Here is a 23,456-nt window from a genome sequence, read left to right on the forward strand (position 1 = left end):
CGGCGCATCGCGCGGAACGTTACCGTATCGCGATCAGATGACCACTTCGACGCCCTCGCCGGGTGCATTGCCTGACACTCGTTCGGATTCCAGGGCCTGCTGCAGAATGATCACGGCGGCGGCCTGGTCGATCACGGAGCGTCCCTTCTTGGACTTCACCCCGGAGGCCCGCAGTCCCTGACCGGCCGTCACCGTGGTCATCCGCTCGTCCACCAGGCGCACCGGCACCGGGGCGATCCCCTTGGCCAGCTCGCCCGCGAAGGCACGGACCTTGACCGCGGCCGGGCCCTCGCCCCCCTTGAGGGAGCGAGGGAGGCCGACGACCACCTCGATCGGCTCGTACTCCTCGACGAGCTGCCGCAGGCGGCGGTGGGCCGCCGGGACGTCCCGACCGGGGACCGTCTCCACCGGGGTGGCGAGGATCCCGTCCGGGTCGCAGGACGCGACCCCGATCCGTGCGTCCCCGACGTCGATCGCGAGCCGACGGCCTCTGCGCATTTCCGACCGTTTCCTTACTTGGCGGTTTCGGCGACGAGGCGCTCGACGGCGTCCACGGCCTCGCCGACGGCGGCCGGGTTCTGGCCGCCGCCCTGGGCGACGTCCGGCTTGCCGCCACCGCCGCCACCGAGGGTCTTGGCGGCGGTGCGCACCAGGTCACCGGCCTTCAGGCCGCGCTCGCGGGCGGCCTCGTTGGTGGCGATGACCGTCAGCGGCTTGCCGTTGTTGACCGTGAAGAGGGCGACGACCGCGGCCCGGCCGCCCTGGATGCGGCCGCGCACGTCGAGGACCAGCTTGCGCAGGTCGTCAGGGGTCGTGCCGTCGGGCACCTGGCCGGTGACCAGGGCCACGCCCCGCACGTCCTTGGCGGACTCGGCGAGACCGGCGGCGGCCTGGAGGACCTTCTCGGCGCGGAACTTCTCGATCTCCTTCTCGGCGTCCTTCAGCTTGCCGAGCATCGAGGAGACCTTCTCCGGCAGCTCCTCCGGGCGGCCCTTGATCAGCTCCTGGAGCTGGGCGACGACCGTGTGCTCACGGGCGAGGAAGTTGTAGGCGTCCACGCCGACCAGGGCCTCGATACGGCGCACACCGGAGCCGATGGAGGACTCGCCGAGCAGCTTCACCAGCCCCAGCTGGGCGGTGTTGTGCACGTGCGTGCCGCCGCACAGCTCCTTGGAGAAGTCGCCGATGGTCACCACACGGACCCGCTCGCCGTACTTCTCGCCGAACTCGGCGATGGCGCCCTGCTTCTTGGCCTCGTCGATGCCCATGACCTCGGCGCTGACGTCGAGGTCGCGGGCGAGCACCTCGTTGATCTTCTGCTCGACGTCGGTCATCACGGCCGTCGGGACGGCGGACGGCGAGCCGAAGTCGAAGCGGAAGCGGCCGGGCTGGTTCTCGGAGCCGGCCTGGGCGGCCGTCGGGCCGAGGGCGTCGCGCAGGGCCTGGTGGGTGAGGTGGGTGGCCGAGTGGGCGCGGGCGATGGCCTTGCGGCGGCGGGAGTCGATGGAGGCGTGGGCCTTGGCGCCGACGGTGACCTCGCCGACCTGGACGACGCCCTTGTGGACGTACACGCCCGGCACCGGCTTCTGGCAGTCGCGGACCTCGATCACGGCACCGGAGTCGACCTTGATCCGGCCGGTGTCGCCGATCTGGCCGCCGCCCTCGGCGTAGAACGGGGTGCGGTCCAGGACGACCTCGACCTCGTCGCCCTCGGTGGCGGCCGGGGAGGAGACGCCGTCGACGAGGATGCCGACGATCGTGGACTCGCCCTCGGTGTCGGTGTAGCCGATGAAGTCGGTCTCGCCGGCGGTGTCGGCGATCTCCCGGTAGGCGCCCATGTCGGCATGACCGGTCTTCTTGGCCTGGGCGTCGGCCTTGGCGCGCTCCCGCTGCTCCTTCATCAGGCGGCGGAAGCCCTCCTCGTCCACGGCGAGGCCCTGCTCGGCGGCCATCTCCAGGGTGAGGTCGATCGGGAAGCCCCACGTGTCGTGGAGCAGGAAGGCCTTGTCGCCGGAGAGGACGGTGCCGCCGGCCTGCTTGGTCTCGGTGACGGCGGTGTCGAGGATGTTGGTGCCGGCCTTCAGCGTCTTCAGGAAGGCGTTCTCCTCGGCGACGGCGACCTTCTCGATGCGCTCGCGGTCGGTGACCAGCTCGGGGTACTGCTGACCCATCATCTCGATCACGGTGTCGAGGAGGTCCTTGACGACCGGGCCGGTGGCGCCGAGCAGGCGCATGTTGCGGATGGCGCGGCGCATGATGCGGCGCAGGACGTAGCCGCGGCCCTCGTTGCCGGGGGTGACGCCGTCGCCGATGAGCATGGTGGCGGTGCGCATGTGGTCGGTCACGACACGCAGGGAGACGTCCGAGGTGTGGGCGTCGCCGTAGCGGACGCCGGTCAGCTCGGTGGCCTTGTCGATGACGGCCATGGAGGTGTCGATCTCGTACATGTTCTGCACGCCCTGCAGAATCATGGCGAGGCGCTCCAGGCCGAGGCCCGTGTCGATGTTCTTGCTCGGCAGCTCGCCGAGGATCTCGAAGTTGTCCTTGCCGGTGCCCTCGCCGCGCTCGTACTGCATGAAGACGAGGTTCCAGATCTCCACATACCGCTCGTCGTTGACGGCGGGGCCGCCCTCGACGCCGAACTCGGGGCCGCGGTCGTAGTTGATCTCGGAGCAGGGGCCGCACGGGCCGGGCACGCCCATGGACCAGTAGTTGTCCTTCATGCCCAGGCGCTGGATGCGCTCCCTGGGCACGCCGACGACCTCGTGCCAGATGCGCTCGGCCTCGTCGTCGTCCTTGTAGACGGTGATCCACAGGCGCTCGGGGTCGAGGCCGTAACCGCCCTTGTCCTGGGAGCTGGTGAGCAGCTCCCAGGCGAGCTTGATGGCGCCTTCCTTGAAGTAGTCGCCGAAGGAGAAGTTGCCGCACATCTGGAAGAACGTGCCGTGGCGGGTGGTCTTGCCGACCTCTTCGATGTCGGGCGTGCGCACGCACTTCTGCACGCTGGTGGCGCGCGGGAAGGGCGGCTTGACCTCACCCAGGAAGTAGGGCTTGAAGGGCACCATGCCGGCCGGGACGAGGAGCAGAGTCGGGTCGTCCGCGATGAGCGACGCCGAAGGGACGACGGTGTGCCCGCGCTCCTCGAAGAAGCTCAGCCAGCGGCGGCGGATCTCAGCCGACTCCATCAGTGGTCCTCATTCCGGTTGTACGAGTACGTCGGGTACGTCGAGCCGTCGACGTACTTCGGGCTGTTGTGGTTCTCGATGGCGGCGTGCCGCCGGGGTACGGGGAGTTCGGGGCCGACGGGCGCGTCGATGCCGAGCGCCTCGCCGAGTTCGGCCTCCCGCTGGGCCATGTTGTCGCGGACGTCGAGCGCGAAGCCCACGGCGCGGTCCTTGAGCCGGTGACCCGCCTCGAGCGCCTTGTTCGCCGCGGTCGCGGCGACGCTCTCGGGGGTCAGCTGCCTCAGCTTGCGGTTGACCTTGGTGGTCGCCCACACACCGGCGGCGACACCGGTGGTGAACCAGAACGTACGGCGGAACATCGCTAGTCCTTACTTCTCCCGGTTGTTCCGCTTCCCCCGCCGCGCGGCCGGGACGGTGCGGCCCACGATCACGGTACGCCGCGGCGTCCTGGCGGGCACGTCCTCCTTGCGGCCGCCCAGCGCCCGGCGCACGCCGTAGCCGAAGGCCGCGACCTTGACCAGCGGGCCGCCGAAGGTGGAGGCGACGGTGGTCGACAGCGCGGACGCGTTCGAGGTGACCTCCTGGACGTCGGAGGCGATCGCGTCGACGCGGTCGATCTGGGTCTGTGCGGAGCGCACCGCCCGGGAGGCGTCGGCCAGCAGCGGAACGGCCTGGTCGGTCACGTCCGCCACGAGCTTGGTGGTCGCCCTGAGCGTCTGGGTCAGCCTCGCCAGCGCGACCGCGAGGAAGGAGACCAGGATCGCCCAGAACACGGCCACCAGAATCCCGGCCACCTCTCCACCGGTCACTGTGCGCACCCGCTCCCTGAAACGCGTCTGAACAACGAGCCTGAACATCGAGAACATCGAGAAAGTCGTGCCCCGAGCCTATCGCGCCGGGGGTGGGGCTCCGTACCGGATTAGCGCTTGTGCGCGGCGGCCGTCGGGAGAAGTGTTTGTACGGGCCGAATACGCTTCAGTACGCTCCGTGTTCCATGCGAGACGGCATGCATGATTCCACGCCGGGCTCCCGGCCCGAAGGGGACGCCACGGACGAACCGGGGAGCGGCCCGGTGGGCAATCTGCCCGTGGAGCTCGACGTGTTCGTGGGCCGCTCGGCCGAACTCGGCGCGCTGATGCGGGCGCTCGACGCCGCCCGGCTGGTGACCGTGACGGGCGTGGGCGGGGTGGGCAAGTCGCGGCTCGCGGCGCGGGCGGCGGCCCGGTCGGCGCCCGCGGACGGGGTGTGGCGGGTGGAGCTGGCGGCGCTGAGGGATCCGCGGTTCGTCGAGCACGCCGTCGTGGAGGCGCTGGGCCTCACCGACCACACGACACGGCCGCCCCGCGAGATCCTGCTCGGTCATCTCGCCCGGCGCCGGCTGCTTCTGGTCCTCGACGGCTTCGAGCACCTGGCGGACGCGTGCGCCGAGCTGGTGGCCGAGCTGCTGCGGCGGGCACCGGACCTGACGGTGCTCGCCGCGGGACGCAGGCCGCTGGGCGTGGCCGGTGAGCGGCTGTTCCCGCTGGCGCCGCTGGCCGAGGAGGACGCGGCCCGGCTGCTCGCCGCGCGGGCCGCGCAGCAGGGCGTGACGATCGCCGCCGGGGATCCGGCCGTGCGGGAGGTGTGCCGGCGCCTGGACGGGATCCCGCTGGCCGTCGAGCTGGCCGCGGGGCGGCTGCGGGCGCTGTCGCCCGCACGGCTCCTGGAACGTCTGGAGGACCGGTTCCGGCTGCTGACCGGCGGCGGCCGGGACGCCCTGCCCCGGCACCGGACCCTGCGCACGACGATCGGCTGGAGCCACGAGCTCTGCGCGCCCGGGGAGCGGCTGCTGTGGGCGCGGCTGTCGGTGTTCGCCGGACCGTTCGACCTGGAGGCCGCCGAGTACGTGTGCAGCGGCGGCGGGCTGCCCGCCGAGGACGTCCTGGACCTGCTGACCGAACTGCTCGCGCAGTCGGTGCTGAGCCGCGAGGAGACACCGGCCGGCGTGCGCTACCGGATGCTCGACACGGTCCGCGCCTACGGTGCCGACTGGCTGGCGGCGGCCGGGGACACGGACCGGCTGCGCCGGCGGCACCGCGACTGGTACGTCGGCCTGGCCACCTGGTGCGAGTTGGAGTGGTTCTCGCCCCGGCAGTCCGAGGTGGCCGCCCGGATCGAGGCGGAGCTGCCGAATCTGCGCGAGGCCCTGGAGTACTGCATGACCGGCCCGGACGAGGCGCATCTGGGCCAATACCTGGCGGGCAGCCTGTGGTTCTGCTGGGCGGGGTGCGGGCGGCTGGCGGAGGGGCGGCACTGGCTGGCACGCGCCGTCGAGCTGGACGGCTCCCACGAGCAGTCCCGGCTCAAGGCGCTGTGGGTGCTCGCCTATGTGGCGATCCTGCAGGGCGACACGGTGCCGGCGCTGGCCGCGCTGGAGGAGTGCCGCCGGACGGCGGAGCGTTCCGGGAGCGCGCGGGCGCTGGCGTACACGGAGCACCGCACCGGCTGTCTGGCGCTGGTCTCGGACGACATGGAGCGCGCGGAGACGCTGCTGCGCTCGGCGCTGGAGCGCTACCGGGAGCTCGGCGAGCTCAACAGCGCCGTGCTGATGGCCCAGGTGGAGCTCGCGATGACCCGGGCGTTCCAGGGGGACCTGCCGGACGCGGTGCGGCTGTGCGAGGACGTGCGCCGGGTCTGCGAGGACCACGGGGAACGCTGGACCCGCGCCTACGCGCTGTACGTCCTGGCGTTCGCGGCCTGGCGGGTGGGGCACCTGGCGGAGGCCCGGGAGCTGCTCGTGGACTGTCTGGGCAGCGCGCACGGCTTCCATGACCTGCTGGGGTCGGTGCTGGCGGTGGAGCTGCTGGCGCTGGTGACCGTGGCCGAGGGCGACGCGGCGGAGGCGGCGGTGCTCCAGGGCGCGGCTGGCGGGATGTGGCCGTCGGTGGGGCTGCGACTGTTCGGGTCGGTGTACTACAACGCACCGCACGAGCTGTGCGAGGCGACGGCCCGGGACCGGCTGGGCGACGAGCGGTACGAGGAGTGCGTGCGGCAGGGGGCCGCGCTGGGCCGGGAGGAGGCCGTCTCCCGGGCGCTGCGACGGACCGGTGCGCCGTCGCCGGCGGCGTTGCCGGCTCAGCGCGGGCCGGAGGCCCACGGGAGGGCGGACATGCGTCAGCCCGCCGCCTCGCCCACCCGGAAGGGCGGGGAGACGGCGGGCTGAGCCGAGCCGCTGGGTGCTACGTCCGGCTGGTGATCAGCGGGCGTAGTACTCGACGACGAGCTGCTCGTCGCAGACCACCGGGATCTCCTTGCGGTTCGGCTCGCGGTCCAGGCGGAACGCCAGGGCCTTGAGGTTCACCTGCAGGTAGCGCGGGGTCTCGCCCTCGGGGGCGAAGCCGCCCTCACGGGCGATCTGGAAGAGCGTCTTGTCCTTGGAGCGGTCGCGGACCTGGACCACGTCGTCGGGACGGACACGGAAGGACGGCTTGTCGACCTTCTGGCCGTTGACCTGGATGTGACCGTGGACGACCATCTGGCGGGCCTGGTAGATCGTGCGGGCGATGCCCGAACGCAGGACCAGCGCGTCGAGACGGCGCTCGAGCTCGACGATCAGGGCCTCACCGGTCTTGCCCTGGACCTTGGAGGCACGCTCGTAGGCGCGGACGAGCTGGCGCTCGGACACGTCGTACTGCGCGCGCAGACGCTGCTTCTCCAGCAGACGGACCTTGTAGTCCGAGTTCTGCTTGCGGCCGCGACCGTGCTCACCCGGCGGGTAGGGGCGGGCCTCGAAGTACTTGACGGCCTTCGGGGTCAGGGCGATGCCGAGGGCACGCGACTTCTTGACCTTGGGGCGGGACTGGTTCGCCACTGTCTTTCGTCTCTTTTCGTAGTGTTCCGGCTTGTCAGGGTTGAGGGAGGTCGCATCCGCAGCCGGGGAATCCCACCGGGTCCGCTCGGGACCTGACGGGCAGCCGCTCCCCTGGTCTGGGCACGTACGTGCAGCACGCGAGTGGCCCACCTCCCGCTCCCAGGGCTCTGGGTGGTGGTGGGCTGCCCGCGACACCGTTCATCGGTGCGCGACGCTCCTGGAGTCCGCTCCCCCGAGGCTTGCCCCGAGGACTGGGTCTCCGGCTGGCTGTCCCGCTCTGACTGCGCGGAACTCAGCACTTCGGGTCAGTCTACAGGGCGCTCACGGGCGCTTTCGACCGAGGTGCTTGCGCGTCCACTCCACCGCGTCGGCGTAGCGCGCCTCCGAGCCGTGTCTGCTCGGGGCGTAGTACTCGCGGTCCTTCAGGGCGTCGGGGGCGTACTGCTGGGCGGCGATGCCCTCGGGCAGGTCGTGCGGGTAGACGTAGCCCTGGCCGTGCCCGAGCTTGGTCGCGCCCTTGTAGTGGCTGTCGCGCAGGTGCGCCGGGACCGGTCCGGCCAGTCCCTTGCGTACGTCCTCCAGGGCGGCGCCGATCGCGGTGGTCGCGGAGTTCGACTTGGGGGCGAGGGCCAGGGCGATGGTGGCGTGGCTGAGGGTGAGCGCGGCCTCGGGGAAGCCGATCATCGCGACGGCCTGGGCGGCGGCCACCGCGATCGGCAGCGCGTTCGGATCGGCGAGGCCGATGTCCTCGCTGGCGGAGATCATCAGGCGGCGGGCGATGAACCGGGGGTCCTCGCCGGCCTCGATCATCCGGGCCAGGTAGTGCAGGGCGGCGTCGACGTCGGAGCCACGGATGGACTTGATCAGGGCGCTGGCCACGTCGTAGTGCTGGTCGCCGTCGCGGTCGTACTTCACCGCGGCCCGGTCGACGGTCTCCTCCAGCGTGGTCAGGCCGATCTCGCTCTCGCCCTTGTCCAGGGCGGCTCCCGCGGCGGCCTCCAGGGCGGTCAGGGCCCGGCGGGCGTCGCCGCCGGCGATGCGCAGCAGGTGGTCCTCGGTGTCCGCGGGGAGGGTGACGGTGTCCTTCAGGCCCCGCTCGTCGCTGAGCGCGCGGCGCAGCAGGCCGCGGATGTCCTCGTCCGTGAGCGGTTCGAGGGTGAGCAGCAGGGAGCGGGACAGCAGCGGGGAGATCACCGAGAAGTACGGGTTCTCCGTGGTGGCGGCGATCAGGGTCACCCAGCGGTTCTCCACCGCCGGGAGCAGGGAGTCCTGCTGGGCCTTGCTGAAGCGGTGGATCTCGTCCAGGAAGAGGACGGTCTCCTGGCCGTACCCGCCGGTGGCGCGGCGGGCGCCGTCGATGACCGCGCGGACCTCCTTGACGCCCGCGGTGATCGCCGACAGCTCCACGAAGCGCTTGTTGGTGGCCTTGGAGACCACGTACGCCAGGGTCGTCTTGCCGGTGCCGGGCGGGCCCCACAGGATCACCGAGGAGGGTCCCGCCGGTCCCCCGGCGCCCTCGCCGACCAGCCGGCGCAGCGGCGAGCCCGGCTTGAGCAGGTGCTGCTGGCCCACCACCTCGTCGAGGGTGCGCGGGCGCATCCGGACCGCGAGGGGGCTGGCGGCCGGGTCCTTCTCCTGGCGTTCTTCGGCTGCGGCGGTGAACAGATCGGGCTCCACGCTGAAACCCTATGGCACCGCACTGACAACGCCGTCGGGGCCGGGTGCGGCCCTGCCGGTCAGGCCCAGAGGCTGCTGCCCCAGCGGGTCAGGATCAGCATGGCGATGACGCCGCTGTGGGTGACCGGGAGCACCCAGGTGAACTCGCCGAGGAAGTTCTTCACCGCGCGCGGCGCGGGCAGGAAGTCGTTGCGGATGTTGAACGAGGTCACGTACCAGAACATGGTGAGCGTGGCGACCCAGGCCAGCGAGCACCACAGGCACAGCGCGTTGATCCGGTACAGCGACTCGAACTGCAGCCAGGTGACGAAGCACACCCCGAACAGCGTGCCGAAGTTGAAGGTCAGCCAGTACCAGCGCGGGAAGGTGGCGCGGGCCAGCAGGCTCATGCCGACGCAGATCACGATGCCGTAGCAGACCAGGCCGAGCAGCGGGTTGGGGAACCCGAAGACGGCGGCCTGCTTGCTCTCCATGACGCTGCCGCAGGACACGATCGGGTTGAGGCTGCAGCTGGGGGTGAAGGTCTTGCCGCTCAGCTTGCCTTCGAGGATCTTCTGCTTGTCGATCGTGATGACCCACGCGGCGAGCAGCCCGGCCGCGCCGGTGATCACCAGCAGCAGCGCGAAGGCCCGGCTGCCCCCCACCGTCCGCGGTCCGGCCACCGCACGGTCCGTCGCGGGGTCCGTGGAGACGTCCCTGACTGTCGTCTTGCTCATCACGCCGATTCCGTCACTAGAGAGGTGGACCTTCTTCGGGCACGGCCATTGTGCCGTACGCGCCTGTGTCTCCACCGTTCGTTGGGCATAAGGAAGTACGCGCGGTCGTCACCGAACGTTCGGTCACGGTCGTCGACGGAATCGAGGTCCTCCAGGGCAATCCCCCACAGGACGCGGGCGAGGCCACCGTGGCGGGGCGGAGGCGGGCCCGGAGACCGGCACGCGCGCGCGTGACACGTTCACGCATCGAAATCGCCTGGCAGGCGGAATCGGCACACGCGGGGTTGACGTCGGTGCCCCGGTCGGCGAGGAGCACCGGCGCGGTGCGCGTGAGCCCGGCTGGCCGTGTGCCGCCGGGCTCCCCGTGCGTCTCCTCAGCCGAGCCGCGACTCCAGCTCCGCCACGATCTCGTTCACGCCGATCGCCGTCTGCTCGCCGGACTCCATGTCCTTGAGCTGGACGACGCCCTCGGCGAGGTCGCGTTCACCGGCGACGAGGGTGTAGCGGGCGCCGCTGCGGTTGGCGTTCTTCATGGCGCCCTTGAGGCCCTTGTTGCCGTAGGAGAAGTCCGCCGCGATGCCCACCTTGCGCAGCTCGGTGATCTTGGCGAACAGCACCCGGCGCGCCTCCTCGCCGAGCGGCACCGCGAACACGCTGGTGGTGGCGGGGAGTTGGAGTTCGACGCCCTCCGCCTCCAGGGCCAGGACCGTGCGGTCCACGCCCAGGGCCCAGCCCACCGAGGGCAGCGCGGGGCCGCCGATCATCTCCGACAGGCCGTCGTAGCGGCCGCCGCCGCCCACCGCGGACTGCGAGCCCAGGCCGTCGTGGACGAACTCGAAGGTGGTGCGCGTGTAGTAGTCCAGGCCGCGGACCAGCTTGGGGTCGTCCTCGAAGGCCACGCCCTGGGCCACCAGCAGGCACCGCACCTCCTCGTGGTACGCCTTGCAGGCGTCGCACAGGTAGTCGCGCAGCAGCGGGGCGCCGGTCAGCTGCTTCTGGACGGACTCCCGCTTGTCGTCGAGGACCCGCAGCGGGTTGATGTCGACGCGGCGGCGGGTGTCCTCGTCCAGGTCCAGGCCGCGCAGGAAGTCCTGGAGCGCGGCGCGGTAGACCGGGCGGCACTCCTTGTCGCCCAGGCTGTTGAGCAGGATGCGGAAGTTCCTCAGGCCGAGAGAGCGGTACGCCTGGTCCGCCAGGACGATCAGCTCGGCGTCGAGCGCCGGGTCCTCGGCGCCGATCGCCTCCGCGCCGACCTGGGAGAAGTGGCGGTAGCGGCCCTTCTGCGGGCGCTCGTAGCGGTAGTAGGAGCCGGAGTACCAGAGCTTGACCGGCAGGTTGCCCGCCTTGTGGAGGTTGGCCTCCAGGGCCGCGCGCAGCACGGAGGCGGTGCCCTCGGGGCGCAGCGCCAGCCTGTCGCCGCCCTTGGTCTCGAAGGCGTACATCTCCTTGGTCACGATGTCGGTGGACTCGCCGACACCGCGGGCGAACAGCTCGACGCTCTCGAAGCCGGGGGTCTCGATGTAGCCGTAGCCGGAGTTGCGCAGCGGGGCGGCGATCGCCTCGCGCACCGCCAGGTACTTCGCGGAGTCCGGCGGGATCAGGTCGTACGTGCCCTTGGGGGCCTTGAAGGTGCTCACGAAGTCTCTCGTCACATTCCTCGTCGGGGAGCGTCGGCTTGCGCTCCCGGGCCGGCGGCCACCTGCCGCAGATAGGGGTTGGTGGCGCGCTCCTGGCCGATGGTCGTCTGGGGGCCGTGGCCGGACAGCACCACGGTCGAGTCCTCGAGCGGCAGGCACACGCGGGCCAGCGAGTCGAGCATCTCGGCCATGTCACCGCCGGGCAGGTCGGTGCGTCCGATGGAGCCGGCGAACAGCAGATCCCCGGAGAAGAAGACCGACGGGACGTCCGCGGTCTCGGGCATCTGGAAGGTCACCGACCCCTTGGTATGGCCGGGCGCGTGCGCGACGGAGAACGTGAGGCCGGCCAGGTCCAGCCGGGCGCCGTCGGCGAGTTCCTCGACGTCGTCCGGCTCTCCCACGGTCAGCTCGCCCATCAGCGGCATCCCGATGGAACGGCCGAGGGCCTTCTCGGGGTCGCTCATCATGTACCGGTCGGCCGGGTGGATCCAGGCCGGTACGCCGTGCGCTCCGCACACCGGGACGACCGAGGCGACGTGGTCGATGTGGCCATGGGTGAGGACGACGGCGACGGGCTTGAGCCGATGCTTCTTCAGTGCTTCCTCGACGCCTTGGGCGGCCTGGTGGCCGGGGTCGATGATCACGCACTCCTCACCGGCGGCGGGGGCGACGAGGTAACAGTTCGTCCCCCAGGCCCCGGCGGGGAACCCGGCAATGAGCACGATCGTCCTTCGTTTGTGTCGATACGGGCGGCTACAGGTGTGGTCAGAGCCTACCGGCGCTGCCGGATCCTCAGCGAACCCATATACGGTACGGGGCACACGCAGGCGTTCGACTCACAGGACGCACGAGTACCGGTCGACACACGAGACGCATGAGGAGAGAACCCGGTGGTCAGCCAGGAGCAGCGGCGGCGTCAGCTCGCCCGGGAGAAGTTCTTGCGGCAGCAGCAGCGGCGTACCGCCGCACGGCGCAAGTCGCGCACGCGCAACTCGGTGATCGCGTCGGTGCTCGGCGTGGTGGTGATCGGGAGTGTCGCGCTGTACACGACCGGTGTCATGAAGAACGACAAGAAGGACGACAAGGCCAACGCGAGCGCGGACGTCACCCCCAGCGCCTCGGCCACCAGCAAGGCACCGGACCCGTGCGAGAAGCCGGCCAAGGGCTCGGTGAAGAAGCTGAGCTGGAAGAAGGAGCCGGCGATGACGATCGACACGTCGGCGAAGTACACCATGAAGCTCGCGACGACGTGCGGCGACATCGACGTGGCGCTCAAGACGGCCGCCGCGCCGCACACCGCGAACTCGTTCGACTTCCTGGCCGGCAAGGGCTTCTTCGACCACACCAAGTGCCACCGGCTGACCACGAACGGCATCTACGTGCTGCAGTGCGGCGACCCGACGGGCACCGGCACCGGCGGACCCGGCTACACGATCCCGGACGAGAACCTCAAGGACAAGAGCCTGAAGGGCAACGTGTACCCGGCGGGCACGGTGGCGATGGCGAACACCGGGCAGAAGCACACCGGAGGCAGCCAGTTCTTCCTGGTCTACCAGGACAGCCAGCTGCCGCCCAACTACACCCCGTTCGGTACGGTTTCCGAGGCCGGGATGAAGGTGCTGAAGAAGATCGCCGCCGCGGGTGAGAACACGGGCGCCGGCGACGGGGCGCCGAACGCGACGGTCGTGATCAACAAGGCCACGGTCACGAAATCCTGAGCGTCAACTGCGTAATTTCGGTCGCGCTGGATGCGGACAGGCGAGGCGCCGTTCGCCTATGTTGGCCGTGACGAAACTGTGGACGATGCCCGGGGGAGCTTCGAGGCCCCCTCGCAGGCATCATGTGGAGGAGGCGCTGTGAGCAGCGACCCGTGGGGCCGCGTCGACGAGACGGGGACCGTGTACGTGCGGACGGCCGACGGCGAGCAGGTCGTCGGTTCCTGGCAGGCTGGCTCCCCCGAGGAGGCGCTGGCCTACTTCGAGCGCAAGTACGAGGGCCTGGTTGTCGAGATCGGCCTCCTCGAGAAGCGGGTACGGACCACCGACCTGTCGGCGAAGGACGCCCAGGCGGCGATCGACCACCTGCGTGAGCAGATCGACGCGCACCACGCGGTCGGTGACCTGGACGCCCTGCGTGCCCGTCTGGACAAGCTGGTCGCGACCGTCGAGGCGCGGCGCGAGGAGCGCAAGGCGCAGCGGGCCCGTCAGGCGGACGAGGCCCGGCACGCCAAGGAGGCGCTGGTCGTCGAGGCGGAGGAGCTGGCCCGGTCCGATCAGTGGCGGGCGGCCGGTGAGCGGCTGCGCTCGCTGGTGGACACCTGGAAGGGGCTGCCGCGCCTGGACCGCAAGTCCGACGACGAGCTGTGGCACCGCTTCTCCCACGCGCGGTCGGCGTTCTCCAAGCGGCGCAAGGCGCACTTCGCGCAGCTGGACGCGCAGCGCGAGGATGCGCGCAAGACCAAGGAGCGGCTGGTCGCCGAGGCCGAGGCGCTGTCGGACTCCACGGACTGGGGTCCGACGGCGGCCCGCTACCGCGAGCTGATGGCGGAGTGGAAGGCCGCGGGGCGCGCCCAGCGGGAGCACGAGGACGACCTGTGGAACCGTTTCCGCGGTGCCCAGGACGTCTTCTTCGCCGCCCGCAGCTCGGTGTTCGCCGAGCGGGACGCCGAGCAGGCGGAGAACCTGAAGCTGAAGGAGGAGCTGGCCGAGGAGGCCGAGAAGCTCCTTCCGATCACGGATCTGAAGGCCGCGCGGGGCGCCTTCCGCTCGATCAACGAGCGCTGGGAGGCCATCGGCCATGTGCCGCGGGACGCCCGGCCGCGGGTCGAGGGCCGGATGCACACGGTGGAGCGGGCCCTGCAGGAGGCCGAGGAGGCCGAGTGGCGCCGGACGAACCCGGAGGCACGCGCGCGTGCCGAGGGTCTGACCGGTCAGCTGCAGGCCGCCGTGGACAAGCTGAAGGGCCAGATCGAGCAGGCCCGGACCCAGGGCAACACCGCCAAGGCGGACAAGCTGGAGAAGGAACTGGAGGGCCGCCAGGCGCTCCTGGACCAGGCTCTGAAGGGTCTCCAGGAGTTCGGCGGCTGACGACCCGCTGCGTCGCGAGAGGGCCCCGTACGGTGCGTACGGGGCCCTCTCGGCGTCGTGGGTACGGCGGTTACGCCCGGCTGCGTGCCGACGTCACCCGGTACACGTCGTAGACGCCCTCCACGCCGCGGACCGCCCGCAGGACGTGACCCAGGTGTTTGGGGTCGCCCATCTCGAAGGTGAAGCGGGAGGTGGCGACGCGGTCGCGGGAGGTCTGGACGGCCGCGGAGAGGATGTTGACGTGCTGGTCGGACAGGACGCGCGTGACGTCCGAGAGCAGCCGGGAGCGGTCCAGGGCCTCGACCTGGATGGCCACCAGGAACACCGAGGACTGCGTGGGCGCCCACTCGACGTCCAGGATCCGCTCGGGCTCACGGGACAGCGACTCCACGTTGACGCAGTCGCTGCGGTGAACCGACACGCCGCTGCCCCGGGTGACGAAGCCGATGATCGGGTCGCCGGGCACCGGCGTGCAGCAGCGGGCCAGTTTGACCCAGACGTCCTCGACGCCCTTGACCACCACGCCCGGGTCCGCGCTGGAGCGGCGCTTGCGGCCGCGCCCGCGCGCGGGCGGCATGCTCTCGTCGATCTCCTCGGTGGCCGCCTCCTCGCCGCCGAGGGCCTGGACGAGCTTCTGCACGATGTTCTGCGCGGAGACATGGCCCTCGCCGATCGCCGCGTACAGCGCGGAGATGTCGGAGTAGCGCATCTCGTGGGCGAGCGTGACCAGCGAGTCGCCGGTCAGGATGCGCTGGATCGGCAGGTTCTGCTTGCGCATGGCGCGGACGATGGCGTCCTTGCCCTGCTCGATCGCCTCGTCGCGGCGCTCCTTGGAGAACCACGCCCGGATCTTGTTGCGGGCCCGGGGCGACTTGACGAAACCGAGCCAGTCGCGGGACGGGCCGGCGCCGGTCGCCTTGGAGGTGAAGACCTCCACCAGGTCGCCGTTGTCCAGGGTGGACTCCAGCGGGACGAGGCGGCCGTTGACCCGGGCTCCTATGGTGCGGTGGCCGACCTCGGTGTGGACCGCGTACGCGAAGTCCACCGGGGTGGCTCCGGCCGGAAGCGCTATGACGTCGCCCTTGGGCGTGAAGACGAAGACCTCGTTGCGGGAGAGGTCGAAACGCAGCGACTCCAGGAACTCGCCGGGGTCCTCGGTCTCCTTCTGCCAGTCCAGCAGCTGCCGCAGCCACGCCATGTCGTTGATGGCGTCCTTGTCCTTGGCGGACGACTTGGGCGCGTCGGTACGGACCTTGGAGGCGCCGGCGACGGCCTCCTGCTTGTACTTCCAGTGCGCGGCGATGCCGTACTCGGCGCGGCGGTGCATGTCGAACGTGCGGATCTGGAGTTCGACCGGCTTGCCGTTGGGTCCGATGACCGTCGTGTGCAGCGACTGGTACATGTTGAACTTGGGCATCGCGATGTAGTCCTTGAACCGGCCGGGGACCGGGTTCCATCGCGCGTGCACGGTGCCGAGGGCCGCGTAGCAGTCGCGGACGGTGTCGACCAGGACACGGATGCCCACCAGGTCGTAGATCTCCGCGAAGTCACGGCCGCGGACGATCATCTTCTGGTAGACGCTGTAGTAGTGCTTCGGGCGGCCGGTGACGGTCGCCTTGATGCGGGCGGCGCGCAGGTCGGCCTGGACCTCGTCGGTGACGATCGCGAGGTACTCGTCCCGCTTGGGGGCACGCTCGGCGACCAGGCGGACGATCTCGTCGTACATCTTGGGGTAGAGGATCGCGAAGGCGAGGTCCTCCAGCTCCCACTTGATGGTGTTCATGCCCAGCCGGTGGGCGAGCGGCGCGTAGATCTCCAGCGTCTCGCGCGCCTTCTTCTCCTGCTTCTCGCGCTTGAGGTAGCGCATGGTGCGCATGTTGTGCAGGCGGTCGGCGAGCTTGATGACCAGGACGCGGGGGTCCTTGGCCATGGCGACGACCATCTTGCGCACGGTCTCGGCCTGCGCGGCCTCGCCGAACTTGACCTTGTCCAGCTTGGTGACGCCGTCGACGAGCAGGGCGACGGTGTCGCCGAAGTCGCGGCGCAGCTGGTCCAGGCCGTACTCGGTGTCCTCGACCGTGTCGTGCAGCAGGCCGGCCATGAGGGTGGCCGGGTCCATGCCGAGCTCGGCGAGGATGGTGGTCACCGCGAGCGGGTGCGTGATGTACGGGTCGCCGCTCTTGCGCTTCTGGCCGCGGTGCCAGCGCTCGGCGACCTGGTAGGCGCGCTCGATCTGGCGCAGCGTGGCGTTCTCGATCTTGGGGTCGTTGCTGCGCACTATCCGCAGCAGCGGTTCCAGGACCGGGTTGTAGGGGTTGGCGCGCTGGACGCCGAGGCGGGCGAGGCGGGCGCGCACGCGGTTGGAGGAGCCGGAGCGGGTGGTCTGGCCCGAGGACGCGCGGACGGCCGGGGACGGGGCGGGCTTGGGGCGCGCGAGCTCCGCGGGCTTGTCGACGGGGGCGGCCTGGGCGTGCTCGGCCGTCCCGCGGGCATCGTTCTTCGCGTGCGACACGCTCGGCGCGGGCTTCGCCGCGGACGCCGAGGCGGACTCGGGCTTGGCGGCGGTCAGTGGCTGGGCCTCGTCTGGCAAGAGGGCTCCTCGTGCGCGATCCGGGTCCCCCGGTCAGGCTCCGGAGATCCCATGGTAGCGATCCCGGGCTCCGGGATCGCCTCCAGCCCGATGTGAGGGCCGTTTTCCGAACAAACGCACAAGACGGGCGCCGGATTCCTCCGGGCCCGTCCGTGATGTGCCTCAGCCGGTGCTCAAACGGCTCAGATCTTCAGCAGGGACTCCAGTGGGGCGCCGGCCAGGGCCGGCTCCAGGCGGGCGCGCCCGCCGAGGAAGCCCAGTTCCATCAGGACCGCCACGCCGGCGACCTCGGCGCCCGCGCGGCGGATCAGCTCTATGGAGGCCTCTGCCGTGCCGCCGGTGGCGAGGACGTCGTCGACGACCAGGACGCGGTCGCCGACGGCCAGGTCCTCGGCGTGCACCTCGATCTCCGCCGAGCCGTACTCCAGGTCGTAGGTCTGGCGGAGGGTGGCTCCGGGGAGCTTGCCCGCCTTGCGCACGGGGATGAAGCCGAGGCCCGCGCGGACGGCGACCGGAGCGCCGAGGATGAAGCCGCGGGCCTCCAGGCCGACGACCTTGGTGGCGCCCTGCCGGGTGCCGATGTCGGCCAGGGCGTCGGTGAGCACGGTGAACGCCGCCGGGTCGGCCAGCAGCGGGGTGATGTCCTTGAACATCACCCCCGGCTCCGGGTAGTCGGCCACATCGCGGATGCGGCTGAGCAGCAGCTCCTGGACGTCGGTCATCGCGGTCACCGGCGCTTCCCCGAGGGTCGGCCACGGCCCCGGCTGCGCGAGGCGGTCTGGTCACGCGGGCCGACGACCGCGGGCGCGGCGTCCTCGGGCTCGTCGCCGAACGACGACTCGGTGGGCCGGTCCGCGTCCGGCTCGCCCTGGGCGGCGGCCTGCGCCCGCTTGGCCAGGACCCGCTTGCGCAGGGCCTTCATCTGCGGCTCGCGCTCCTTGAGGTCGGCGACGAGCGGCGTGGCGATGAAGATCGAGGAGTACGCACCGGCCGCGAGGCCGACGAACAGCGACAGCGAGATGTCGTTGAGCATGCCCGCGCCGAGCACGCCGCCACCGATGAACAGCAGGCCCGCGACCGGCAGCAGCGCGACCACCGTGGTGTTGATCGAACGCACCAGCGTGCCGTTGATGGAGCGGTTGGCCACGTCGCTGTAGGTCCAGCGGGTCTGCCTGGTGATGTCCTTGGTCTGCTCCTTGAGGCTGTCGAAGACGACGACCGTGTCGTAGAGCGAGTAACCGAGGATGGTCAGCAGACCGATCACGGTGCCGGGGGTGACCTCGAAGCCGACGAGGGCGTAGATACCGGTGGTGATCGTGATGTCGTGGACCAGGGCGACCAGTGCGGCCAGCGCCATGCGCCACTCGAAGGCGATCGCCAGGTAGATCACGACCAGGATCATGAAGATCGCCAGGCCCTGCCAGGCCTTGTTGGCGATCTGCTGGCCCCAGCTGGGGCCGACCAGGTCGGCGTTGATCTGCTCCGAGTTGACCTTCAGATCCTTGGACAGCGCGTCCTTGATCTGGTCGGACTTGCCGGTGTCGATGCCGGCGATCTGGATGCGCAGGCTGCCGTCACCGAGCTTCTGCACGATCGCGTCGTGGCCGGAGGCCTCCTCCGCGTACGTCTCGGCCTGGCTGACCGAGGTGCTCATGTGCTTCGGCGTGGTGAAGACCGCTCCGCCCTGGAACTCGATGCCCATGTTCAGGCCGCGCACCGCCAGGCCCAGGATGGCCGTGATGGTGATCAGGATGGAGATGCCGTACCAGATCTTGCGGTTCTTGACGAAGTCGTAGCCGACCTCGCCACGGTGCAGTCGGGCGCCGAGGTTGCCGAGTTTCGACATCTCTCACGCCTCCTTCGTCTCGACGGAGCCGGCGGCAGGACCGGAGGGACGGCGGGTGCGGCGCAGCGGCGGCTTGGCTCCCAGGCGCTTGGGGTCGAGGCCGGACCAGCTGTGGCCGTTTGCGAAGAACTTCCTGCGGGCGAGGATCGTCATCAGCGGCTTGGTGAACAGGAAGACGACGACCACGTCGAGGACGGTGGTCAGGCCGAGCGTGAACGCGAAGCCCTGGACCTTGCCGACGGTGACGATGAAGAGCACCGCGGCGGCCAGGAACGACACGAAGTCGGAGACCAGGATGGTGCGCCGGGCCCGGGGCCAGCCGCGCTCGACGGCGGGGCGCAGCGAGCGGCCCTCGCGGATCTCGTCCCTTATGCGTTCGAAGAACACGATGAACGAGTCCGCGGTGATGCCGATGGCGACGATCGCACCGCAGACGGCCGGCAGGTTCAGCGCGAAGCCGATGGCCGGGCCGAGCAGCGACATGATCACGTAGGTGAGGATCGCGGAGACCAGCAGGGAGGCGACGGCGATCATCGACAGGCCGCGGTAGTACACCAGCAGGTAGAGGACGACCAGGGCCAGGCCGATGGCGCCCGCGATGAGGCCGGCGTGCAGCTGGTCACCGCCGAGCGCGGCGGTGACCGTGGTGACGCTGTCCTCCTTGAAGGTCAGCGGCAGGGCACCGTAGGACAGCATGTTCGACAGGCTCTGCGCCTCCTGCTGCGTGAAGCGGCCGGAGATCTCCGCGCTGCCGCCGGTCAGCGCCTGGCTGACGTACGGGTCGGAGACGACGTTGCCGTCCAGGACGATGGCGAACTGGTTCTGCGGCGACTGGTTCTGCGCCAGCTTGCCGGTGATGTCCGCGAACTTCTTGGCGCCCTTGGAGGTGAACTCCATGGTGACGGTCCAGCCGGAGGCGTTCTGCGTGTTGAAGACCGCCTGGGCCTTCTTCACGTCCGTGCCGTCCACGGCGGCGGGGCCGAGGATGTACTTCTGCCACTGGCCCTGCGAGTTCTGGCCGCAGGCGACGGTCGGGTCGGTGGGCTTGACGCCCTTGCCGGCGGTGGCGCGGGCGTCCTGCTTGGAGCAGTCCAGCGCGGCGTACTGGGCCTGGAGCTTGGCCGCGGCGTCGTTGGAGGAGCCGCTCGCGGACGTGGACGGGCTGGTGGAGGCCTTGGGGGTGCCGGAGGCCTTCGGGGTCCCCGTGCCGCCCGCGGACGGGGTGGCGTCCGCCTTCAGGCCGTCGGTGACGGCGCGGCCCTGCTGGCTCGCGGTCGCCGAGGGGGTGGCGGAGCCGGTGGAGGTCGCCTTGTCGCCGGTCTTGTCCGTCGCCTTGTCGCCGGGCTTGCCGGAGGCGCTGGGGGAGGCGCTCGGGGACGGGCTGGCGGCGGCACCGGCGGAGACCTCGGTGGCCAGGACCGGGCGGAAGTACAGCTTCGCGGTGGTGCCGACCTGCTCCCGGGCCTGCTTGGAGTTCGTGCCCTTGGGGATGTTGACGATGATGTTGTCGTTGCCCTGGGTCTGGACCTCGGCCTCCGAGACACCAAGACCATTGACACGGCGTTCCATGATGTTGACGGCCGTGTCCATGTTGGTCTTGTTGATCGCGGATTCCTGACCGCGCTCGGGGACCGCCCGCAGTGTGATGCTCGTACCGCCGGCCAGGTCGATGCCGAGACGCGGCGTGGTGTTACCGGAGGCGAACATGCCTCCGGTGAGCGCCACGATGGCGATCAGGATGAGGGCCAGCGAGCGCCACGGCTTGCTCTGGGCGCTCGCGCTCCGGCCCTTCTTAGGTGCTGCCACCTTCTCGTACTCCCTCTCGGGCCGCTCCGCGCCGGTGGGCCCGGGGGGCGGCCATGACATGGTGTCGGGATCCCGCAGGAAGTGAAACACGTGCCAGGGCGCGCGGGCGGTACCGCGCGCCCTGGGTGGTGACTACTTCGCTTCGGAGTCGCCGTCGGTCTTCTTCGGCTCTTCGTCCGTCTTCGCCTCGGCGGGGGCGTCGGCCGGCTCCTCGGCCGCGTCCTTCTTGCCGAGGTCGATGGGCTTGTCGTCGGAAGCGTCGGCGGCGGGCTCGTCGGTCTCGGTGAGGGAGGAGGCGTCGTCGGGAACGAGGTCGGCGTCGGACTTCAGCTCGTGCTCGATGCCGTGGACGATGCGGTTGTACTCGTCGTCGGACAGGACGGTCGCGACGGCGTTCTTGGCGAACAGCAGCTCCACGCCCGGTCCGGCGTCCAGGAGGACCGTGTCGTCATTGACCTCCTTGACCGTGGCGTACATGCCCCCGATGGTGCGGATACCGCTTCCGGGCTGCATCTGGTTCCGCAATTCGGCCGCCTGCTGCTGCTTGCGCTTGGCCGACCGGGTCATCAGGAACATGGCCCCGATGAGCACGATGAACGGGAGGAGGGTCACGAGACTCACGGGTCGGAACTTCCTTCACACGACCGCGAAAGTGAGCGGCCTGATGGTTGGGGGTATGTGTGCTGCCGACAAGGGCGGCATCGGCGGAGTCTAAGCGAGTCCGCGTGCAAGGAACAACGCTCAGCATGGCACCTGGGTTCCTCCCCCGGCCAATGGATCGCCGTCACGCCCCGAACAGGTCCTGTTGTCCGTTTCCCGCCCCTGACGAGCCAGGCGGGGTCAGGCCCAGGTGCGCCCAGGCCGCCGGCGTGGCGACACGGCCGCGCGGAGTGCGGGCCAGCAGGCCCTCCCGGACGAGGAAGGGCTCGGCCACCTCCTCGACGGTCTCGCGCTCCTCCCCCACCGCGACCGCGAGCGTCGACAGTCCCACGGGCCCGCCGCCGAACAGCTTCAGCAGCGCCTGGAGGACGGCCCGGTCCAGCCGGTCCAGGCCGCGGGCGTCGACCTCGTAGACCGCGAGGGCCGCCGCGGCGACCTCGCGGGTGATGATCCCGTCGGCCTTGACCTGGGCGTAGTCGCGCACCCGGCGCAGCAGCCGGTTGGCGATCCGGGGGGTGCCGCGGGAGCGGCCGGCGATCTCGGCGGCGCCGTCGGTCTCTATCTCGACATCGAGCAGGTGCGCCGAGCGGTGCACGACGCGCTCCAGCTCCGCGGGCTCGTAGAACTCCATGTGGGCGGTGAAGCCGAAGCGGTCGCGCAGCGGGGGCGGCAGCAGGCCGGCGCGGGTGGTGGCGCCGACCAGGGTGAAGGGGGGCAGTTCCAGCGGGATGGCGGTGGCGCCGGGGCCCTTGCCGACGATCACGTCGACGCGGAAGTCCTCCATCGCCATGTACAGCATCTCCTCGGCGGGCCGGGACATGCGGTGGATCTCGTCGAGGAAGAGCACCTCGCCCTCCTGGAGGGAGGACAGGATGGCCGCGAGGTCGCCGGCGTGCTGGATGGCGGGGCCGGAGGTGATGCGGATGGGTGCGCCCATCTCGGCGGCGATGATCATCGAGAGGGTGGTCTTGCCCAGGCCGGGGGCGCCGGAGAGCAGCACGTGGTCGGCGGTGGCGCCGCGCGCGCGTGCGGCGCGCAGCACCAGGTCGAGCTGTTCGCGGACCTTCTCCTGGCCGATGAACTCACCGAGGTCCTTGGGGCGCAGGGCGGCCTCGACGGCCTGGTCCTCGCGGTCGGCGGCCGAGCCCACCAGCCGCTCGGCGGCGGGGGTGTCGGTCGTGTCGTCCCAGTTCATGTGGTTCGCCTCAACGGTGGTGGGGTCAGCGGGCACGGTTCAGGGTCTGCAGGGCGGCCTTCAGCAGCTGCCCCACCTGCGGCGTGCCGCCGGCGGCCTCGGCCTGCGGGGCAACGGCGGCCACCGCCTCGTCGGCCTCGCGGGTGGCGTAGCCGAGGCCTATGAGGGCGGCGTGCAGCTGGTCGCGCCAGCCCTGGGTGACCGGCGCGCCCACCGCCGGGGCGCCGACCGGCTCGCCCAGCCGGTCCTTGAGCTCCAGCAGCAGCTTCTGGGCGCCCTTCTTGCCGATGCCGGGGACCGCGATCAGGGCCTTCTCGTCCCCCGTGGCGACCGCCCGGCGCAGGGCGTCCGGCGAGTGCACGGCGAGCATCGACTGGGCCAGGCGGGGTCCGACCCCGCTCGCGGTCTGCAGCAGCTCGAAGACCTGGCGCTCGTCGTCGTCCACGAAGCCGTAGAGCGTCAGCGAGTCCTCCCGTACGACGAGAGAGGTGGCGAGCTTGGCCTGCTGCCCCATGCGCAGCCCCGAAAGCGTGTTGGGCGTGCACTGGACGGCGATGCCGATCCCGCCCACCTCGACCACCGCCGAGTCGGGGGCGAGGGCGGCGACCGGGCCGCTGACGAAAGCGATCATGCCGTACGGCCTTTCGATGTGATCGGTGCTTTGGCCGCGTGCAGGGCGACGGCCTGCTGGAGTCGGTTCTGCGCGGGGGCGCGCCAGATGTGGCAGATGGCGAGCGCGAGGGCGTCGGCGGCGTCGGCCGGCTTCGGGGGCGCGTCGAGCCGGAGCAGGCGGGTGACCATGGCGCCGACCTGGGCCTTGTCGGCGCGGCCGCTGCCGGTGACGGCGGCCTTGACCTCGCTGGGGGTGTGCAGAGCGACGGGGATGCCACGGCGGGCGGCGCAGAGCATGGCGACGGCGCTGGCCTGGGCGGTGCCCATCACGGTCCGTACGTTGTGCTGGCTGAACACCCGCTCCACGGCGACGAATTCGGGCCGGTGTTCGTCCAGCCACGCCTCGATGCCCTGCTCGACGGCGACGAGCCGCTGCCCCAACTCGGCGTCCACGGGCGTCCGTACGACCCCGACGCCGAGCATGGTCAGCGGGCGGCCCGCGACCCCCTCGACGACCCCGACACCGCATCGGGTCAGTCCCGGGTCCACCCCGAGTACGCGCACCGCGCCCCTCCTTCGATCGCCTGTTTGTGCAG

Annotated in this window: 20 protein-coding genes; 3 read left to right on the forward strand and 17 right to left on the reverse strand. The window is 70.8% G+C overall.

Annotated features, from left to right (window positions below):
* Nucleotides 1-33: 33 nt before the first annotated feature.
* From ruvX to IE318_RS07720, 4 genes are read right to left on the reverse strand one after another with little or no spacing between them, the layout of a single operon-like run.
* Nucleotides 34-498 (reverse strand): Holliday junction resolvase RuvX, encoded by a 465-nt coding sequence (gene ruvX, locus IE318_RS07705; protein WP_030166481.1) that lies wholly within the window; start codon nt 496-498, stop codon nt 34-36.
* Between the two features lie 14 nt (nt 499-512).
* Nucleotides 513-3,185: an alanine--tRNA ligase gene (alaS, locus tag IE318_RS07710; protein ID WP_189897952.1), complete on the reverse strand. Its 2,673-nt coding sequence runs from the start codon at nt 3,183-3,185 to the stop codon at nt 513-515.
* The gene (locus tag IE318_RS07715) at nt 3,185-3,544 is read right to left on the reverse strand and encodes a hypothetical protein (RefSeq protein ID WP_030166474.1); all 360 of its coding nucleotides are present in this window, start codon (nt 3,542-3,544) and stop codon (nt 3,185-3,187) included. The genes alaS and IE318_RS07715 overlap by 1 nt, the downstream gene beginning before the upstream one ends.
* 9 nt (nt 3,545-3,553) lie before the next feature.
* Complete coding sequence (locus IE318_RS07720) at nt 3,554-4,003, reverse strand: DUF948 domain-containing protein (protein WP_107473248.1); 450 nt, start codon at nt 4,001-4,003, stop codon at nt 3,554-3,556.
* A 188-nt stretch (nt 4,004-4,191) separates the two neighbouring features.
* Between IE318_RS07720 and IE318_RS07725 the strand changes: the two genes are divergently transcribed.
* Complete coding sequence (locus tag IE318_RS07725; RefSeq protein WP_229903395.1) at nt 4,192-6,387, forward strand: ATP-binding protein; 2,196 nt, start codon at nt 4,192-4,194, stop codon at nt 6,385-6,387.
* A gap of 33 nt (nt 6,388-6,420) precedes the next feature.
* On the opposite strand, the gene rpsD is transcribed toward IE318_RS07725, so the two are convergent.
* The 5 genes from rpsD to IE318_RS07750 all read right to left on the reverse strand — a co-directional run bounded on the left by rpsD (nt 6,421) and on the right by IE318_RS07750 (nt 11,787).
* The gene (rpsD, locus tag IE318_RS07730; protein WP_030166464.1) at nt 6,421-7,035 is read right to left on the reverse strand and encodes a 30S ribosomal protein S4; all 615 of its coding nucleotides are present in this window, start codon (nt 7,033-7,035) and stop codon (nt 6,421-6,423) included.
* 321 nt (nt 7,036-7,356) lie between these two features.
* A complete protein-coding gene (locus tag IE318_RS07735; protein ID WP_030166461.1) occupies nt 7,357-8,712 on the reverse strand; it encodes a replication-associated recombination protein A in 1,356 nt (451 codons plus the stop codon).
* 59 nt (nt 8,713-8,771) lie between these two features.
* Nucleotides 8,772-9,428, reverse strand: a complete 657-nt coding sequence (locus IE318_RS07740) for a vitamin K epoxide reductase family protein (protein ID WP_030166458.1) — start codon at nt 9,426-9,428, stop codon at nt 8,772-8,774.
* A 374-nt stretch (nt 9,429-9,802) separates the two neighbouring features.
* On the reverse strand, nt 9,803-11,065 hold the full coding sequence (gene hisS, locus IE318_RS07745) for a histidine--tRNA ligase (protein ID WP_189897957.1): 1,263 nt from the start codon (nt 11,063-11,065) through the stop codon (nt 9,803-9,805).
* Between the two features lie 11 nt (nt 11,066-11,076).
* On the reverse strand, nt 11,077-11,787 hold the full coding sequence (locus tag IE318_RS07750) for an MBL fold metallo-hydrolase (RefSeq protein ID WP_030166452.1): 711 nt from the start codon (nt 11,785-11,787) through the stop codon (nt 11,077-11,079).
* A gap of 168 nt (nt 11,788-11,955) precedes the next feature.
* Between IE318_RS07750 and IE318_RS07755 the strand changes: the two genes are divergently transcribed.
* Both IE318_RS07755 and IE318_RS07760 read left to right on the forward strand, forming a co-directional pair.
* Entirely contained in the window at nt 11,956-12,783 is an 828-nt protein-coding gene (locus IE318_RS07755) for a peptidylprolyl isomerase (protein ID WP_189897959.1), read from the forward strand.
* Nucleotides 12,784-12,921: 138 nt separating this feature from the next.
* Nucleotides 12,922-14,151 (forward strand): DUF349 domain-containing protein, encoded by a 1,230-nt coding sequence (locus IE318_RS07760; RefSeq protein WP_189897962.1) that lies wholly within the window; start codon nt 12,922-12,924, stop codon nt 14,149-14,151.
* 70 nt (nt 14,152-14,221) lie between these two features.
* Here the strand turns inward: IE318_RS07760 and relA are convergent, their stop codons facing one another.
* From relA to ruvC, 8 genes are all read right to left on the reverse strand, one after another.
* Nucleotides 14,222-16,741, reverse strand: a complete 2,520-nt coding sequence (gene relA, locus IE318_RS07765; protein WP_189897965.1) for a GTP pyrophosphokinase — start codon at nt 16,739-16,741, stop codon at nt 14,222-14,224.
* 182 nt (nt 16,742-16,923) lie between these two features.
* Nucleotides 16,924-17,463, reverse strand: coding sequence for an adenine phosphoribosyltransferase (locus IE318_RS07770; RefSeq protein ID WP_030166438.1), 540 nt, complete (start codon nt 17,461-17,463; stop codon nt 16,924-16,926).
* Nucleotides 17,464-17,468: 5 nt separating this feature from the next.
* Nucleotides 17,469-18,587, reverse strand: a complete 1,119-nt coding sequence (gene secF, locus IE318_RS07775; protein ID WP_189897967.1) for a protein translocase subunit SecF — start codon at nt 18,585-18,587, stop codon at nt 17,469-17,471.
* Between the two features lie 3 nt (nt 18,588-18,590).
* On the reverse strand, nt 18,591-20,393 hold the full coding sequence (secD, locus tag IE318_RS07780) for a protein translocase subunit SecD (RefSeq protein WP_189897970.1): 1,803 nt from the start codon (nt 20,391-20,393) through the stop codon (nt 18,591-18,593).
* 132 nt (nt 20,394-20,525) lie between these two features.
* Nucleotides 20,526-21,014, reverse strand: a complete 489-nt coding sequence (yajC, locus tag IE318_RS07785) for a preprotein translocase subunit YajC (RefSeq protein WP_030166429.1) — start codon at nt 21,012-21,014, stop codon at nt 20,526-20,528.
* A 163-nt stretch (nt 21,015-21,177) separates the two neighbouring features.
* Nucleotides 21,178-22,248, reverse strand: coding sequence for a Holliday junction branch migration DNA helicase RuvB (gene ruvB, locus IE318_RS07790; protein WP_030166426.1), 1,071 nt, complete (start codon nt 22,246-22,248; stop codon nt 21,178-21,180).
* A 25-nt stretch (nt 22,249-22,273) separates the two neighbouring features.
* Complete coding sequence (gene ruvA / locus IE318_RS07795; protein WP_189897972.1) at nt 22,274-22,879, reverse strand: Holliday junction branch migration protein RuvA; 606 nt, start codon at nt 22,877-22,879, stop codon at nt 22,274-22,276.
* Nucleotides 22,876-23,424: a crossover junction endodeoxyribonuclease RuvC gene (gene ruvC, locus IE318_RS07800; protein ID WP_189897974.1), complete on the reverse strand. Its 549-nt coding sequence runs from the start codon at nt 23,422-23,424 to the stop codon at nt 22,876-22,878. Before ruvC ends, ruvA begins: the two co-directional genes overlap by 4 nt.
* Between the last annotated feature and the right edge of the window lie 32 nt (nt 23,425-23,456).

The sequence above is a fragment of the Streptomyces spiralis genome (genome assembly GCF_014654675.1).
GTDB classification, from domain to species: domain Bacteria; phylum Actinomycetota; class Actinomycetes; order Streptomycetales; family Streptomycetaceae; genus Streptomyces; species Streptomyces spiralis.

Excerpts from the sequence above, each read along its gene's own strand:
- ruvX (WP_030166481.1), bottom strand. The coding sequence starts at position 498 with ATGCGCAGAGGCCGTCGGCTCGCGATCGACGTCGGGGACGCACGGATC.
- alaS (WP_189897952.1), bottom strand. The coding sequence starts at position 3,185 with ATGGAGTCGGCTGAGATCCGCCGCCGCTGGCTGAGCTTCTTCGAGGAG.
- IE318_RS07715 (WP_030166474.1), bottom strand. The coding sequence starts at position 3,544 with ATGTTCCGCCGTACGTTCTGGTTCACCACCGGTGTCGCCGCCGGTGTG.
- IE318_RS07725 (WP_229903395.1), top strand. The coding sequence starts at position 4,192 with ATGCATGATTCCACGCCGGGCTCCCGGCCCGAAGGGGACGCCACGGAC.
- IE318_RS07740 (WP_030166458.1), bottom strand. The coding sequence starts at position 9,428 with ATGAGCAAGACGACAGTCAGGGACGTCTCCACGGACCCCGCGACGGAC.
- IE318_RS07770 (WP_030166438.1), bottom strand. The coding sequence starts at position 17,463 with ATGACCGACGTCCAGGAGCTGCTGCTCAGCCGCATCCGCGATGTGGCC.
- secF (WP_189897967.1), bottom strand. The coding sequence starts at position 18,587 with ATGTCGAAACTCGGCAACCTCGGCGCCCGACTGCACCGTGGCGAGGTC.
- ruvB (WP_030166426.1), bottom strand. The coding sequence starts at position 22,248 with ATGAACTGGGACGACACGACCGACACCCCCGCCGCCGAGCGGCTGGTG.
- ruvA (WP_189897972.1), bottom strand. The coding sequence starts at position 22,879 with ATGATCGCTTTCGTCAGCGGCCCGGTCGCCGCCCTCGCCCCCGACTCG.